The 15,464-nt window shown below is 65.0% G+C and carries 16 protein-coding genes and 1 tRNA gene; 8 read left to right on the top strand and 9 right to left on the bottom strand.

The features are described from left to right. Window positions 1–31 precede the first annotated feature (31 nt). Genes rmuC through OJJ21_RS08555 form a run of 3 tightly spaced genes read left to right on the top strand, consistent with a single transcriptional unit; the run spans window position 32 to window position 2,423 of the window. Window positions 32–1,366 carry a DNA recombination protein RmuC gene (gene rmuC, locus OJJ21_RS08565; RefSeq protein WP_297685115.1) on the top strand — a complete coding sequence of 445 codons (1,335 nt, stop codon included), beginning with the start codon at window positions 32–34 and terminating at the stop codon, window positions 1,364–1,366. Continuing rightward, entirely contained in the window at window positions 1,363–2,004 is a 642-nt protein-coding gene (locus OJJ21_RS08560; RefSeq protein WP_297685113.1) for an exopolysaccharide biosynthesis protein, read from the top strand. The genes rmuC and OJJ21_RS08560 overlap by 4 nt, the downstream gene beginning before the upstream one ends. After that, window positions 2,001–2,423 (top strand): cupin domain-containing protein, encoded by a 423-nt coding sequence (locus OJJ21_RS08555; RefSeq protein ID WP_297685111.1) that lies wholly within the window; start codon window positions 2,001–2,003, stop codon window positions 2,421–2,423. The genes OJJ21_RS08560 and OJJ21_RS08555 overlap by 4 nt, the downstream gene beginning before the upstream one ends. A gap of 132 nt (window positions 2,424–2,555) precedes the next feature. Here OJJ21_RS08555 and OJJ21_RS08550 read toward each other — a convergent pair whose 3' ends face one another. Continuing rightward, window positions 2,556–3,332, bottom strand: a complete 777-nt coding sequence (locus tag OJJ21_RS08550) for a helix-turn-helix transcriptional regulator (protein WP_297685109.1) — start codon at window positions 3,330–3,332, stop codon at window positions 2,556–2,558. An 83-nt stretch (window positions 3,333–3,415) separates the two neighbouring features. Between OJJ21_RS08550 and OJJ21_RS08545 the strand changes: the two genes are divergently transcribed. Beyond that, window positions 3,416–4,654, top strand: coding sequence for an MFS transporter (locus tag OJJ21_RS08545; protein ID WP_297685107.1), 1,239 nt, complete (start codon window positions 3,416–3,418; stop codon window positions 4,652–4,654). On the opposite strand, the gene OJJ21_RS08540 is transcribed toward OJJ21_RS08545, so the two are convergent. Then, entirely contained in the window at window positions 4,613–5,515 is a 903-nt protein-coding gene (locus tag OJJ21_RS08540; protein WP_297685105.1) for an EamA family transporter, read from the bottom strand. The genes OJJ21_RS08545 and OJJ21_RS08540 overlap by 42 nt on opposite strands. Window positions 5,516–5,658: 143 nt before the next feature. Further along, complete coding sequence (locus tag OJJ21_RS08535; protein WP_297685103.1) at window positions 5,659–6,153, bottom strand: hypothetical protein; 495 nt, start codon at window positions 6,151–6,153, stop codon at window positions 5,659–5,661. A 239-nt stretch (window positions 6,154–6,392) separates the two neighbouring features. Here OJJ21_RS08535 and OJJ21_RS08530 point away from each other — a divergent pair, with 239 nt between their 5' ends. The 3 genes from OJJ21_RS08530 (at window position 6,393) to OJJ21_RS08520 (ending at window position 10,976) form a co-directional block, all read left to right on the top strand. Further along, the gene (locus OJJ21_RS08530) at window positions 6,393–7,442 is read left to right on the top strand and encodes a Rieske 2Fe-2S domain-containing protein (protein WP_297685101.1); all 1,050 of its coding nucleotides are present in this window, start codon (window positions 6,393–6,395) and stop codon (window positions 7,440–7,442) included. Window positions 7,443–7,647: 205 nt separating this feature from the next. Continuing rightward, complete coding sequence (locus OJJ21_RS08525) at window positions 7,648–8,868, top strand: MFS transporter (protein ID WP_297685099.1); 1,221 nt, start codon at window positions 7,648–7,650, stop codon at window positions 8,866–8,868. 137 nt (window positions 8,869–9,005) lie between these two features. Then, entirely contained in the window at window positions 9,006–10,976 is a 1,971-nt protein-coding gene (locus OJJ21_RS08520) for an APC family permease (RefSeq protein ID WP_297685097.1), read from the top strand. 85 nt (window positions 10,977–11,061) lie between these two features. On the opposite strand, the gene speE is transcribed toward OJJ21_RS08520, so the two are convergent. The 5 genes from speE to OJJ21_RS08495 all read right to left on the bottom strand — a co-directional run bounded on the left by speE (window position 11,062) and on the right by OJJ21_RS08495 (window position 14,978). Further along, window positions 11,062–12,027, bottom strand: coding sequence for a polyamine aminopropyltransferase (gene speE / locus OJJ21_RS08515; RefSeq protein ID WP_297685095.1), 966 nt, complete (start codon window positions 12,025–12,027; stop codon window positions 11,062–11,064). Then, window positions 12,024–12,455: an adenosylmethionine decarboxylase gene (speD, locus tag OJJ21_RS08510; RefSeq protein ID WP_297685093.1), complete on the bottom strand. Its 432-nt coding sequence runs from the start codon at window positions 12,453–12,455 to the stop codon at window positions 12,024–12,026. The genes speE and speD overlap by 4 nt, the downstream gene beginning before the upstream one ends. Before the next feature lie 290 nt (window positions 12,456–12,745). Continuing rightward, entirely contained in the window at window positions 12,746–13,753 is a 1,008-nt protein-coding gene (locus OJJ21_RS08505) for a peptidoglycan bridge formation glycyltransferase FemA/FemB family protein (protein WP_297685091.1), read from the bottom strand. A gap of 79 nt (window positions 13,754–13,832) precedes the next feature. Beyond that, window positions 13,833–14,345 (bottom strand): PAS domain-containing protein, encoded by a 513-nt coding sequence (locus OJJ21_RS08500; protein WP_297685089.1) that lies wholly within the window; start codon window positions 14,343–14,345, stop codon window positions 13,833–13,835. Window positions 14,346–14,432: 87 nt separating this feature from the next. Next, window positions 14,433–14,978, bottom strand: a complete 546-nt coding sequence (locus OJJ21_RS08495; RefSeq protein WP_297685087.1) for a PAS domain-containing protein — start codon at window positions 14,976–14,978, stop codon at window positions 14,433–14,435. A gap of 95 nt (window positions 14,979–15,073) precedes the next feature. Between OJJ21_RS08495 and OJJ21_RS08490 the strand changes: the two genes are divergently transcribed. After that, window positions 15,074–15,265, top strand: a complete 192-nt coding sequence (locus tag OJJ21_RS08490) for a hypothetical protein (protein WP_297685084.1) — start codon at window positions 15,074–15,076, stop codon at window positions 15,263–15,265. A gap of 71 nt (window positions 15,266–15,336) precedes the next feature. On the opposite strand, the gene OJJ21_RS08485 is transcribed toward OJJ21_RS08490, so the two are convergent. Beyond that, a tRNA-Ala gene (locus OJJ21_RS08485) sits at window positions 15,337–15,412 on the bottom strand. Between the last annotated feature and the right edge of the window lie 52 nt (window positions 15,413–15,464).

Below are 15,464 nucleotides of genomic sequence, written 5' to 3'. Positions count from 1 at the left end.
CTGTTATTTAACGTCCATGCCCATGGATATAATGCCGATTCTTGGAATCGCCAGTATCGCCGGCCTGGCCATCGTGCTGATTCTGCTGGTTTTACTGCTGCGGAAGGCCGGCGGAGGGGCCGGCGAGGCCGCCCTGCTGGCCGAATTGCGCGACCAGCTGGATGCCGCCCGCGACGAGGCAGCCTCCGCCCAGGCCGCCCGGCTGGAGGCCGAACGCCAGGCGGCGGGCCTGCGCAGCGAGCTGGCGGTGAAAAGCCAGGCCTTCGAGAAACTGGCCGAAACCGCCACGATGGCCGCCCGCGCCGCGGCGCTGGAATCGGCGTCCCAGCTGTCCAACAAGCTGCTGGCCGACCACAAGCGCGAGGCCGAGGCGCATAAGGAAGAGTCGCAGAAAAAGGTGCAGCAGGTCACCGAAGGCCTGACCAAGCAGATGACCGAGGTGGCGCAGATCGTCGCCGGCACGGTGGCACAGCAGCAGCAGGACAACCGCCGCGTCGATGCCATCCACCGCATGCTGTCGCATCCCGGCGGCGCCGGCCGGCTGGCCGAGATCGGGCTGGAAAACACATTCAAGGCCTTCGGCCTGCAGCCGGGCATCGATTACATCCTGCAGTATCATGCCGCCGGCGACGGCGAGCGCGGCAGCCTGCGCCCCGATGCCATCGTTTTCCTGCCCGGCGATGCCGTGCTGGTGATCGATTCGAAAGCCTCGAAAGTGCTGCTCGATCACGCCGAGGCCGAAGGCGAAGGTGCCGAGGCCGCGGCACTGGCCCAGCTCGCCCAGCGCATGGGCCAGCACCTGCGCGCGCTGACCGCCAAGGATTACGGCAATGCGGTGCTGGCGACCTGGAACGACAACAGGCGCAGCGGCAACCTGAAGCGCAGCATCATCGCCATGACGCTGCCCAATGACGCGGCGGTCGAGAAGCTGCGCCAGGCGGCGCCGGATTTCGAGCAGCGCGCGATCGCCGCCAATGTGATGGTGACCGGTCCCTCGGCGCTGTTTGCGCTGATCGCCTTCTCACGCATGCAGATCGACAGCGGCAAGCAGGCCGAGAATCTCGACAAGATCATCGATGCGGTGAATGCGCTGGTCGATTCCACCGCCACCGCGCTCAGCCTGGCCGAAAAGGTCGGCCGCGGCCTGCAACAGGCGACGGAACAGTTCGAAAGCTTCAGCCGTTCGGTCAACGCCCGGCTGCTGCCGCGCATGCGCAAGCTGGCGCAGCTCGGCATCCGGCCCTCGAAGACGGCGCCGGCGGCATTGCCCAGTTTCGAGGTCAATGTGCATCGCACCGATGACGTGATCGAGGCCGATGTGGAGGAAGTCGCCGCGCCGCGCCTGCCGGGACTGACCGAGACATGAACGAGACGCCCGGCAGCAATGGCAACGGCCAGAACGGCAACGGTCAGAAGGTCAGCGAGATCGTCGCCGGGCTCTGCGACGGCTGGGCAGACGACCGGATCAGCCTGGACGAACTGCTGCGCGCTTTCGGGCTGCGCAGCTTCGGTTTCCTGGTGCTGGTTTTCGCGCTGCCCAACGGCATCCCGGCGCCGATCGCGCCCGGCCTGTCGGCCATTCTCGGCCTGCCGCTGCTGCTGCTGTCGGCGCAGATGCTGCTCGGCTTCAGCACGCCGTGGTTTCCGGCCGGCTGGCGGGCACGCAGTTTCAGCCGCGGCGACGTGGCCAAGCTGCTGCGACCGACCCTGCGCTACATCATCTGGATGGAGCGCTTCATCAAGCCGCGCCTGACGCATCTTTCCGGCCGCGCGGCCAGCCGGCTGATCGGCGCGCTGATCCTGTGGAATGCGCTGCTGCTGTCGCTGCCGATCCCGTTCGGCAACCTGATCCCGGCCTGGGCGATCATCCTGGCCGCGCTCGGCCAGGTCGAGCGCGACGGCGCGCTGATCATCGCCGCCATCGCCACCAGCGTGGTGGCCACCGGCTGGGTCTGGTTCCTGCTCGATGTCGGGCTGGCGATCCTCGACCGGATTTTTTCATGACCGCAGAGGACGTGATCGCGCTGCTCGGCCTGCAGCCGCATCCCGAAGGCGGACATTACGTTGAGACCTTCCGCGATGCCGCCACGGATGCGCAGGGCCGCAGCCGCTCGACGGCGATCTATTTCCTGCTGATGCAAGGGGAGAAATCCCATTGGCATAAAGTGGATGCCGTGGAGATCTGGCACTGGCATGCCGGCGCGCCGCTGCGGCTCCGCATCGCCGAAACAGCAGGCGCCGCCGTGCAGCAGATCATGCTTGGCAGCGATCTGGCGAACGGCGAACGGCCGCAGGGCATCGTGCCGACCGGCTGGTGGCAGGCGGCGGAGAGTCTTGGTGCGTGGACTCTGGTTGGATGTACAGTCGCGCCGGGTTTCGACTTCGCCGGCTTCGAACTGGCGCCAAAGGGCTGGGCGCCTTAGTCACTCCAACATCGTCACTCTCGGATTTATTCCGAGGGTCCATCTGCCCAAGGCCAATATACACATGGCCGATGCGCGGAGGGTTGGGATGGATCCTCGGCCAAGAAGAGCTTCTGGGCCCGAGGATGACGTTCATTTTGAGAAGTATCTGCCCGGCGTCGTCCTCAGTGAGCGCCTGAACATCGCCGTGAAGGCCGCGGGCGAGGCATAGCCGAGATCGCGCGCCACCACTGCCACCGGCTTGCCGCTGCTCAACTGCGCCAGCGCCTCGGCCAGCCGCGCCTGCTGGCGCCAGGCCTGGAAGCCCAGGCCGGTTTCACGCTGGAACAGCCGCGCCAGGCTGCGGCTCGACATCCCCGCGTCGTGCGCCAGCGTCTCGATATCCAGTTCGGCGCGCAGGTTCTCCTGCATGCGTCGGCAGATGGTTTGCAGCCGCGCATCCTGTGGTAGCGGCAGATGCAGCGGGACCACGGCCACGCCGCGCAGCTCGTGCAGCAGCAGCTGCGCAATCGCTTCGCCGCGGCTGCCGGCGGCGTAATCCACCGGCTCCTCCATGGCGGCGAGGATCAGCGCACGCAGCAGGTCGGAAACCTCGATCACCCGGCAGGCCGGCGGCAGGCTGGCTGCGGTGTCGGCCGCGATATACAGCGTGCGCATCGCCACCGCGCCGCTCATGCGGATTTCGTGTGCGACGCCGGGCGGAATCCACAGCGCGCGCTGCGGCGGCACCACCCATGTTCCCTGAGTCGTACTCACCCGCATCACGCCGGTGGTGGCATAGATCACCTGGCCACGCTCATGGCTGTGCGGCGCGATATGATGGCCATGCGGGAAGTCCTTCGGCATCGCCGCCACCGGCCGGGCGACGCGCTGGTAATCCTCGGCATTGGTGCTGCGCTTGACGGCCATTATGTCTGATTCTCGATAGAAACAGGCAGGACGATGCTTATCAGACAGGGTTATTCTTCCCGGATCAAGGGGAGTTTCCGTCCATGCCGCTGGCCCGCCGGGTGATCAGTTACGTCAATATCGCCCATCTGTTCGACCATATGTTCATGCTGATCTTCCCCACCGCCGTGCTGGCGATGGAGGCGGATTTCGGCCGCAGTTACGGCGAGCTGCTGGCGCTGTCCATCGGCGGCTTCATCGCCTTCGGTGCCGGCTCGATCCCGTCCGGCTGGCTCGGCGACACATGGAGCCGGCGCAGCATGCTCGGCGTATTTTTCATCGGCATCGGCGCGGCGGCAATTTTCGCCGGCAGCACCACATCGCTGTGGATGCTGGCGGTGGCACTGACGCTGATCGGCCTGTTCGCCTCGATCTATCATCCGGTCGGCACCGCGATGCTCACAGCCCATGCGGAATCGCTCAGTGCGGAAAAGCTCGGCCGCGAACTCGGCACCAATGGCGTCTGGGGCAATGTCGGCGTCGCCTGCGCCGCGCTGATCACCGGCGCGATTGCGCAGTTCCTCGGCTGGCGTTTCGCCTTCATCATTCCGGGTCTGGTCTCCATTGGCTGCGGCATCGCCTATCTGCTCATGGTGCCTGACCATGCCAGCCCGCCGCGCAAGGGCAAGCCGCAGGTGAAGGTGCCGCGTGCCATTGCCATCCGCGCTTTCGCCGTGCTGGCCGTGGTGGGTGTCAGCGGCGGCGTGGTGTTCAATGCGGCGACGATTGCGCTGCCCAAGCTGTTCAGCGAACGCATGCACGACCTGATCGGCACGCCGGTCGGCATCAGCCTGCTGGTCTTCGTGGTCTATCTTGCCGGTGCGATGGCGCAGCTGATCATCGGCCGGCTGGTCGACCGCTACACGCTGAAGCAGATCTTCGTGGCCGTGTCCTTCCTGCAGGCGCCCTGCCTGCTGCTCGCCGGCTTCACCGACAGCTGGTGGCTGATCCTGCCCTGCCTCGGCGTCATGTTCGCCGTCTTCGGCCAGGTGACGATCAACGACACCATGGTGGCGCGCTATACCTCGGATGAATGGCGGGCGCGGGCGTTTTCGCTGCGCTACCTGCTGTCGTTCGGCGCCAGTGCCATGGCGGTGCCGCTGATCGCGCTGGTCTACGACCGCGGCGGCGGTTTCGACACGCTGTTCGGCGTGCTGGCCGTGCTGGGCCTCAGCATCTTCCTCTCGGCGCTGGTCTTCCCGGGCGGTTCGCCCACCGAAGCGGCGCGCGAGGCGGATGTATCAGCGACGTCCGCCATGAGATCTGAGGTCGGCCGTGCCTAGCACGGCACCGCCGACGATCAGCGCGCAGGCGGCGATCACCGGCAGGGTCAGCGCGCCCTGGCCGAACAGGATCAGCAGCAGTGTCGAGAGCAGCGGCGCCGCATAGGCCATGGTGCCGAGCGCGCGCACGTCGCCGCGCTTCATGCCGTGATCCCAGCAGAAGAAGGCCAGGCCGACCGGGCCCAGCCCCAGCGCGATGACGGCGGCCCATTCCGGCAGATCCGCCGGCCAGGCCGTGGTCTCGAACATGAAATGCCCGATCCAGGACAATACGGCCGTGGCGGCGCAGAAGGCGCCGACCGCATCGGTCGGCACGGTGGCGAAGCGACGGCTCAGCACCGAATAGCCCGACCAGGTGAAGGCACAGGCGAAGGCGGCGGCATAGCCGGCGGCAAAGCGCCAGTCGAAACCCAGTTCGCCCTTGCCGGCGATCAGGATCACCGTGCCGACCAGGCCGCAGGCGGCACCGGCGAGATGGAACCAGCGCAGCCGCTCGCCCGGCAGCAAAGCCGAGAACAGCACGATCAGCAAAGGCCAGAGATAGTTGATCAGGCTGGCCTCCAGCGGTGGCGCCAGTTTCAGCGCCAGGAAATACAGCGCGTGATAGCCGAACAGGCCGCAGACGCCGAGCGCCCAGGCCGCCGGTGCCAGGCGGAAATGCTTCAGCACACCGTCGCCGCGCAGAAGCCACATCGCGATCGCGGCCAGCGCCGAGAGCGAAAAGGTCATGGCGGTGAGCTGCAGCGCCGGCACGCTCGGCGTCAGCGTGGTGAACAGGGCGAGCGACGCCCAGAGCAGGATGGCGATGGTGCCGATCAGGGTGGCGCGCAGTTTGCTTTGCGCGGCGGTGGAGACGGTCATGGGTAAAATCCGAACGGAAAGAAAGAGACGCGGCAATGCCCCATGCAGCCATGGGGGCATCGCGCAGGTGCGAATCGTATGGAAGCCGCCGCCGGGACGGCGATTGTGAGCGAAAAGCCCCGATCAGATCAAGGGCGGTCAGATCAAGCCGCTGTCGCCGCGTCGAGCCGGTAATAGAGCGGCGAGGCCTCGTCTTCCAACAGGCGCAGCGTGCCGCGGATCGCCAGCGGCCGCTCGTCATAGGCCACCGGCCGGGCCGCCTTCACGGCAACGATGCGGCGCAGATCGCCCAGCATGCAGGTGGCGCAATGGAACTGCATGGCGCCCAGCATGAACTCCTGATGCGTCTTGGCTTCGCGGAACGGCATCATGAAACCGGCCAGCACCACCTGCTGGCCATCGAGCCGGCGCAGGGCGGTAGGGAAGCGGCTGATCGTGCCGTCGCGGAACAGACTCTCGCCGGCCGCGGCCAGCCGGTCCCAGTCCAGCGCGCCCTTCACTGCCGGGGCCGGCACGCGCAGATGGTCGGCCACTGTGGCCGGCGCGGTTTCCAGCGACAGGGCGAGCGCAGGGCTGGTGCAGGCAAAACCCGCAGCGGCAGACAGGCTGGCGGCGGTGAGGAACTGGCGGCGGCGCATGGCGAGCCTCATGGCTGGGATAATCTTTGTTATAATGTATCGCTTTTGCGCGCGATTTCAAGAATCCATCCTGACGAATCGGCTCGGGTTTTGCATATTACAGGGAGAGGGTTTCGACCCTGCCAGCGGAGGCGACCATTTGCGGTAGGCCGGCTGGTGGCCCCATCCCCCATCCTGGCGCTGATTCCCGAGAGAATCGGCCGGGAGTCCGGGGCCCGAGCGACAGGACACCGTGTCCCATGCTGACGACCAAGCAGAAGACCCTGCGTAAATTCTGGTACGCCACCGTCAAACTTGCCGATTTAAACAGCGGCCCGAAATCCTTCCGCCTGATGGGCGAGGACCTGGTGCTGTTCCTTGATGCCGAGGGACAGCCGGCCGCCCTGGCCGACCGCTGCTGCCACCGCACGGCGAAGCTGTCGAAAGGCTGGTGCGAGAACGGCAACATCGTCTGCGGCTATCACGGCTGGACCTACGACCGCAGCGGCCAGTGCATCAAGATTCCGCAATACCCCGATAACGCCGCCGTGTCGGGCACGCTGAAGACGCCCAGCTACCGCTGCCAGCCGCGTTATGGCTATGCCTGGGTGGCGCTCGATGAGCCGCTGGCCGAGATTTTCGACATCCCGGAAGACAGCGATCCGGGTTTCCGCCGCATCGACCAGTTTTACGAGCAGTGGAATTGCGCGCCGCTGCGCATGCTGGAGAATTCTTTCGACAACGCGCATTTCTCCTTCGTGCATAAATCCACCTTCGGCCAGCTCGACCAGCCGAAACCGGAGAAGTACGAGATGCGAGAGACCGATTACGGCTTTTATGCCGAATCGATCGTGCCGATTGCCAATCCGCCGATTGCCCATCGCGTCACCGGCACCACGGCGCCCACCACCACGCGGCATATGCGCAATCACTGGTACATGCCATTCTGCCGCCGGCTCGATATGGAATATCCCGGCGGGTTGCGGCACATCATCTTCAACTGCGCCACGCCGATGGAAGACGGCAAGATCCAGCTGGTGCAGTGGCTTTACCGCAACGACACGGAAGAACAGTGCAGCACGCAGGAGCTGATCGACTGGGATGCGGTGATCACGGCGGAGGACAAAGAGATCCTGGAGGCCACCGATGCCGATGCCTGCATCGACATCAGCCGCCGCATCGAGGCGCATATGCCGTCCGACAAGGGCGGGTTGATCATGCGCAGGCGCCTGCTTGAACTGTTCCGCCAGCATGGCGAGGGCGAGGTTTACGCGGGTATGCCGGTGCCCCTGCAAAGCGCGGCGGAGTAGGGCACCTCTTCATTCATGTCACCCTGGGGCTTGTCCCCAGGGTCCATCTGCACCATCCGCGCCTCGGGACGCGCCAATGGACCCTCGGAATGAATCCGAGGGTGACGGATTGATTTTGGCCAATGTTGGCTGAGGTCTACATTCTTTCGCTGTGTCTATGAAAAACGCCTGCCGCCTGCGGCACTGGCAGGCTATAACGCTGGCAATGAGTCGCGTCGCTGAGAACATAAAACGCTGGCGCCAGGATGGTTGGCCGCTGGTCGCCGCCCTGTCTTTCGCCCAACTGGTGTCCTGGGGCACCATCTTCTACGGCTTCCCGCTCTTCGTCGTGTCGATGGAGACGGAGCTGGGCTGGAGCCGTGGCCTGCTGAACGGCGCGCTCTCGCTCGGCCTGCTGACGGCCGGTTTCGCCGCCTATCCGGTCGGCCGCATCATCGATCGCCATGGCGGCCGGATGGTGATGAGTCTCGGCTCCGCGCTGGCGGTGCTGCTGTTCACCGCCTGGGCTTATGTCGGTCATCCCGTGGCCTTCTACGCGATCTGGTTTGGCCTTGGCCTGGCTCAGGCCGGCACGCTGTACACGCCGGTCTTTGCCGTGCTGACGCGGATGTTCCCCGACAGTTTCAAAATCCGCATCACCATGCTGACGCTGACCGGTGGTTTCGCCAGCACGGTGTTCACGCCGCTGATCGCCTGGGCCATCGCAGCGCTCGGCTGGCGCGACGCGCTGCTGCTGATGGCTGCGTGCAATCTGGTGTTCTGCCTGCCGGTGCATGTCCTGCTGCTGCGCGACCGTGAGAATCCGATGCTGCCGCAGGGGAAAGCGGCCGATACCGGCAATGCCATACCCGGCCGCCCCATGCACAAGGCGTTGCGCAATCCGGTATTCTGGGGCCTGGCGGTCTGCTTCACCTTTTATCTGCTGGCGCATGCCATGCTGATTTTCCATTTCCTGCCGATGCTGAATGAATTCGGCATTACGCTTGCCGTTGCCGTTGCCGTCATCACGGTGATCGGCCCGGCCCAGGTGGGCGGGCGAATCCTGCTGCTGTTCGGCCGCAAGATCGAAACCGTCACCACCGGCTATATCGTCATGGCGCTGTTCGTGACCGCCATGCTGCTGCTGGCCGCATTCCCGACCGTGGTACCGGTGCTGTTTGTCATGGCCGCCGTCTATGGCGGCGCCAACGGCATGATGACTATCCTGCGCGGCACATCGGTGCCCGATCTGCTCGGCCATGAAGGTTTTGGTGCCATCAGCGGCGCACTGGTGCTGCCGGCCAGCATCGCCGCCGCCATCGCGCCATCGCTGGCCGCGCTGATCTGGGAACTGACCGGCGGTTACGCCGCGGTTATATGGACCATGCTGGCGGCTATGCTGGTATCCGCCGCCGGCTTTGTTTTTGCCGTGAAAGTGCGAAAATAATCACTCCGGCACTGCATTGCGGCTATGCGATTTCTGCAGCTTGACGGAATCCGGTTTCCGGCAGAGCATCCGCGCCGCATTCGCGCATGAATGCCTGCGACAGGCAACCGCCTCTCCCTCTCCCCCGTTGTGACATCATGACCATGCACTGGCTGAGCCTGGACAGGCTCAAGCGCCTGTTTCTGGGCGCACCGCTCGATCCGCTCTCTCCCAAGGTGCGCCAGCATATCGCACTGGCGGCTTTCCTGGCCTGGGTCGGCCTCGGTGCCGACGGGCTGTCCTCGGCCAACTACGGACCGGAAGAAGCCTTCCTGGCGCTCGGCGAGCATACGCATCTGGCGCTCTATCTCGCCGTTGCCACCGCGCTGACCGTTTTCATCATCGCTTTCGCCTACAATCAGGTGATCGAACTTTTTCCCAATGGCGGCGGTGGTTACAAGGTCGCCACCGAACTGATCGGCAGCCATGCCGGCCTGCTGTCGGGGTCGGCGCTGATCATCGATTATGTGCTCACCATTGCCATCTCGGTGGCGAGCGGCGTCGATGCGCTGTTCAGCCTGGTGCCGCCGCACTGGCAGATGTGGAAGCTGCCGGTCGAATTCTTTGTCGTGGCCCTGCTCACCGGCCTGAACCTGCGCGGCATGAAGGAACCGATCGCGCTGCTGGTGCCGCTGTTCCTCGGCTTCCTGCTCACCCATGTGGTGCTGATCGCGGTCGGCATTGGCCTGCATGCCGGCAGCCTGCCGGCCCTGATTCCCGATACCATCGCCGATACGCGCAGCTTCTCGGCCGAGATCGGCATGATCGGCGTGATCGCCCTGCTGCTGAAGGCCTTCGCCATGGGCGGCGGCACCTATACCGGCATCGAAGCGGTATCGAACAATGTCGGCATGCTGCGCGAGCCGCGCGTGCGTACCGGCCGCTGGACCATGCTGTATATGGCGCTGTCGCTGGCGATTACGGCTGCCGGTCTGATCGTGCTCTATCTGCTCTGGGGCGTGACCAAGCAGGACGGCCGTACGCTGAATGCCACGGTGTTCGAATCCGTTCTGGCCGAGCTGTTCGGCAGCGGCCATCTGGTGCCGGTGCTGCTCGCCGTCACGCTGGCCTTTGCCGCGGCCCTGCTGTTCGTCGCCGCCAATACCGGCTTCCTCGGCGGCCCGGCGGTGCTGGCCAATATGGCGGTCGACCGCTGGATGCCGCATCAGTTCAGCCAGCTGTCGGATCGCCTGGTGACGCAGGACGGCATCGTGGTGATGGGCCTGGCGGCGGTTGGCGCACTGTGGATCACCGGTGGCGAGGTGCATCTCCTCGTGGTGCTCTATTCGATCAACGTGTTTTTGACTTTCTCGCTCTGCCTCGCCGGCCTGTGCCGCTACTGGCTCACGCACCGCGAGGGCAAGCGCTGGTTGTTCGGCCTGGCGCAGTCGCTGCTCGGCTTCATCGTCACCTTCGGCATCCTGCTGGTGACGCTGGTGGAGAAGTTCGCCGACGGCGCCTGGTTCACCGTGCTGGCCACCGGTTTCGTCTTCCTGGTCGGCCTGGCGATCAAGCGTCATTACGACGGTATCAACCGGCAGCTGGCCGAGGCCGATGTCCTGTTCGGCAACGGCCAGAGTGCGGCACCGCGGCAGGATCTGGTGCCCGATCCCAAGGCGCGTACCGCGGCGCTGTTCTTAGGGAGTCGCGACGGCGTGGCGATGCATACCCTGCTGGCGGCGCTCACGCTGTTTCCAAACCAGTTCAGGAACGTGATTTTCATCACCGTGGGCGAGATCGATATCGAACAGTTCCATGGCCAGGAAAAGCTCGCGCGCATGCGGGCCGAGATCGAGGCGCGGCTGGAGCGTTTTGCCAGCTGGTGCGCGCGGCGCGGCATCGCCAGCGATGCCTATGTTGCCTATGGCACGGAAACCGTCGACCAGCTCGACAGGCTGGCCGGCGAGGTGCTGAAGAAATATCCCAACACGGTGTTCTTCGCTTCGAAACTGCTGTTCCACCACGACAACGTCTTCATCCGCCTGCTGCACAACACCACGGCATTGTCGCTGCAGCGCCTGCTGCATCTGCGCGGCGTGCCGATGGTGATCCTGCCGATGAAGGTTTGAGTGGCGCGACGTGAACAGCAAAACGCCCGCCGGACGTGCCGGCGGGCGGTGATAAGTCGGTACTCGCTTCTGCTTCTACTGAACTTCAGCGCTTCGCCTTCTTCTTCGGCGCAGTCTTCTTTTTCGGGGCCGGCGGCTTCGCAGCTTTCTTCGGCGCGGTTTTCGTCTTTGCCGTCGCTTTCTTTGCTGCGGCTTTCTTCGGCATGGGCAGCAGGCGGGCGACGAAATTGGGCAGGGCAAACGCGCCGAAATGGATTTCCGGGTTGTAGTAGTTCAGCGCCGGCAGGCGCGCCTTGTCGAAACGGGCGAAGACCTTGCGCGGATCGACATCGGTGATGTCGCGGTCAGACGCCCAGGTCATCGACATGAAGCCGCAGACATAGGTCGGCACCACGGCCAGATAGGTGCCGGACTGCACCCAGATCTTCTGGAACAGTTTCACGGCTTCGGTCAGTTCCGGGCCCTGCATATGCGGCACGCCGTTCTGCGCGACGAGAATGCCATTCGGCTTCATGACGCGGCGGCAGTTGCGGTAGAAGCCTTCGCTGAACAGCACGGTGGCCGGGCCGACCGGATCCGGGCGATCCACGATCACCAGGTCGTAACGCTCTTTCGTCTCGGCCACATAGGCGGCGCCGTCGCCGACGATCAGGTTGGTGCGCTTGTCCGAGAATGCCTTGCCGCAGATTTTCGGCAGATACTTCTTGGCGACCTCGATCACGTCGCCGTCGATCTCGACCATGGTGACGCGCCTGATCGCCGTGTGCTTCAGCACTTCTTCCAGGATGCCGCCGTCGCCGCCGCCGATGATCAGTACCGACTGCACAGCGCCATGGGCCAGGATCGGCAGATGGGTCAGCATCTCGTGGTAGACGAATTCATCGCCCTCGGTGCACTGCACCACGCCATCCAGCGCGAGCACGCGGCCGAAGCGGCCGCTCTCGAACACGCCGATCTGCTGGTATTTCGATTTGCCCTCGAAGAGGACCTTCCTGACTTCGTGACTCTGGCGGAAGCCCTTGTAGAGGGTTTCGTTGAACCAGGTGGTCACAGGACCAGGCCCCGTTTCAGTTCGGTGCACTGGATGTTGTCGGGCAGGAAGGCGCGGCGCAGCACCGGGATTGCCTTCTGCGGCTGGCAGTCGCCGCAGACGAAGACGTCGAGCGCTGCATAGCCCTTTTCTGGCCAGGTGTGGATCGACATATGGCTCTCGGCCAGCACGGCCACGCCGGAGATGCCACCATTGGGCTCGAAATGATGCAGGTCGATATTGAGCAGAGTCGCGCCGATCTCGGACACGGCCTCGGTCAGCGTCTGCTTCACCAGCGCCAGGTTATCCAGGTGCTTGCCGCCCCACAGATCGATGATCAGATGCATGCCGGCATAGCGCATGCCATCCTTGCAGATGAAATGCTCTTCGGCCGCGGCCTCGTCGGTCGGCACGGCATGCAGGGCGGGCTTCAGGTTGTTCTTGCTCATACTGTCTCTCCACCACGGGGATTGCTGTCCGCAATCCTGAGAAAAATGTGCACCCCCGGTAACAGTAAGGGGGTATCCGATTGGCAGAGAGACTGTTGGGAAAGCCCCGTGGTTCCGGTTGGCTCCGGTAAGGGGCCAACGGCCAGTTCGCAACTTTCCAAACAGTCTCTGGGAGGGGGGTATGGGGCCATTTCCCCCCCGATGCAAGCGGAATCGACCCCCGGATCGGTTTATCGGGGGATTTTTTTAAGTGGCCGTGCCGCTGTCACAATTCCGCGTTTGTAGCGACCCTACATATAGCTGCCGGTGAGGGTGAAAACGGACCCGTTGAGGCCCAGTTTGAACCGGGCCACGCCGGCGCCGCGCTGGGTGTCGACGCCGCCGAGATCGAAATCGGTGACGCCCTGCGCGCGGAGCGTCAGCACCGCCTGCCACAGCAGCCGGTAATGCGCCTTCACCAGCCGGCCGGCCTCGTTGCTCCAGCCCATCGCATAGGTGGCGGCATTGCCATGCCGCAGCACCAGGATGCCGGCAATCGGCCGCACGCGGCCCAGATGGGTGCCGGCATGGGCCCAGACCAGCAGCGCATCCTCGCCGGCCAGTCCGTTTTTGGGTGCTGTTTTCACCGCGTCGGTGAAGGCGGCATAGAAGCGCGCATCGGGGCCGAGGAAGCCGGCCTCCAGCCGGTGGCGCGCATGCTCGCCCAGCAGCGCGGCGAAGGCCTCCGCATTCCAGCTGCCGGCGGCGACGCTGGCGGTTTCCATCAGCAGGGCGGATTTTTCGGCGGTCTTGAGCGTGTTGCGCCATTTGCCGTCGAGCTGGCTGCGCAGGCGCTCGGGCGCCGGCCGCAGGTCGTAACGGATCGAGGAATAACCGGTCATCATCGGTCGCATGCCGAGCTCGGCCATCGCTGCTTCGGACTCCACGCCGCCATTCAGTTCCGGCAGCCACCACAGCAGGCAGCGCCGGCGCCACGGATAAGCGGCGCGGATCAGCGCCAGTGCCGCATCGCGCTCCGCGCGCGCCAGTCCGGGCACGAAAAGCGGTCCGCGCACCAGCCGCACGAAGCGGCCGAATGGAGGAATGCGGCGCACGAAGACCTGCGCCAGTCCGGCCAGACTGTCATCCGCGCGGCGGATCAGCCAGCGTTCCGGCAGCACCTTGCCCTGCGTGACCGCAGCCGTGGCCGCGCCATAGCACCAGCTCTGTTCCAGCGCGCTGAGCCGCAGGGCGGTCTGCGCCGCGGCCCAGTCGGCCGGCTGTGTGCAGGCTTCGAGATGCAGGGATGCCGTGGTCATGCTGCCGTCTGGTATGCCGGGGCGGCAGCACCGAGGCAAGCGCCGATGCCGCTATCCACCGGTCTTCAGCAATCGATCTTCAGCCGCCCTGGGGCGCGTCGGCGAAAATCTGGCAGGCCATCACCATGTCGATGCTGTCGCCGTCGCTCGCCATCGGCAGCCAGATGGTTTCGTAGTCGTACCAGCGGTCATCCATCAGCTGGCGATTGCGCACCAGCAGGGGCTCGGGCCGCGCCAGCAGGGCCTGCAGGCGGTCGATCAGCAGCTGCCGGTATTCCGGTGCCGGCAGCTCGTCGAGCCACATGCCGGTCGGGTCGAAGCCGAGCCGCTGCGCCTGATAGGTGCCGGCCAGGCGAATGCGGAAACGCTGCGGGTCATGCTGCACCTCGATCAGCGCGATATTGCCCAGCGCGCCGCGCATTGCCAGCGGGTCGATATCGGCGCGGCCGGGAAAGCGCCGGCCGTGCCGCTGGTCGAGCCAGTAGCGATAGACCGCCGCGCTGCCGGCTGCGCGGAAATCCTCCGGTTCGGGATTCCAGATCAGTTCGGCCGGCGGATGGGCGGCGGCGGTTTTGGAAAGCGGATCGGGCATGACCAGACAGATGAGAAATCACAGAGCGCAAGCGGGAATATGGGGAGAGGCTGCATGTCCTGCAAGCCTCGCCCGGAATCCAGACAGTCAGGCCACCGGCAGGCCGACATGGCTGGACGGCCGCCTGGCGAAAATCTGGCAGGCCATCAGCATGTCGACATGCTCATGATCGCTGGCGAGTGGCAGCCAGATGGCTTCGTAATCATACCAGCGCTCATCGTAGAACTGTTTGTTGTGCACCAGCAGCGGCACCGGATCGCGCGCCAGCATCTCGAGCCGGCCGAGCAGCAGCGCGCGGTATTGCAGCAGCGGCAGTTCGTCGAGCCAGCGGCCGGTATGGTCGAAGCCGTCGCGCGCCACGATGGCTGATCCGATCAGGCGGTAGCGAAAGCGAAAGCCGCCGGCATGCGGCACATCGCGATGCACCTCGAAAATCGTGATGCCGCCCAGCGCATATTTCATCTCGATCGGATCGAGATCCTGGCGTGCCGGAAAGCGGTGTGTGCCGCGCCGGCTCCGCCAGTAATCATAGAGCTGCCCGATGGCCGGTTCCCGGCAGTCGGCAGCCGTGAAGTCGCGCCGCAGCAGGCTGGCAGTCGAAAAGGTGGAGCGGCCGGGCGACGGATCGGTCATGGCTGCCAGCTTCGCGGGGCTGGCGCAGGCTGTAAAGCGGCCGGCTTAGCGTTCAGGGGCTATCGAGCCGGTCCTGCTTTCGGATAAACAGACGCATGGCCCGTCCTGAACGCATCCACGGCATGGTGATCCCGGCGCCACGGTTTACCCGCTGGGCCCTGGTCTATTTCCTCAAATACGCCCTGTTGCCCGGCCTGCTGATCCTGCTGGCGCTCGATGTCGTGCTGTATTTCGTGTTCCGCGACTGGCTGGGAGCCTGCTACGGCATTCTGTGTCTGCTGCCGTAACGAAAAACGCCCGGCCGCAAGGCCAGGCGTTTTCGACGGTCCTCAGGAAGGACCCGGCACTGGTAAGGATTTGGTGGAGCCAAGCGGGATCGAACCGCTGACCTCCTGCATGCCATGCAGGCGCTCTCCCAGCTGAGCTATGGCCCCATAAAATCACGGACTTAAGGGCGTTCTTGCGATTGCCCGGGGTCCGTCGGCG

Origin of the sequence: Ferrovibrio sp., from assembly GCF_025869515.1 — a bacterium.
Lineage (GTDB): Bacteria > Pseudomonadota > Alphaproteobacteria > Ferrovibrionales > Ferrovibrionaceae > Ferrovibrio.
This window is presented reverse-complemented; position numbering and strand designations above follow the sequence as displayed.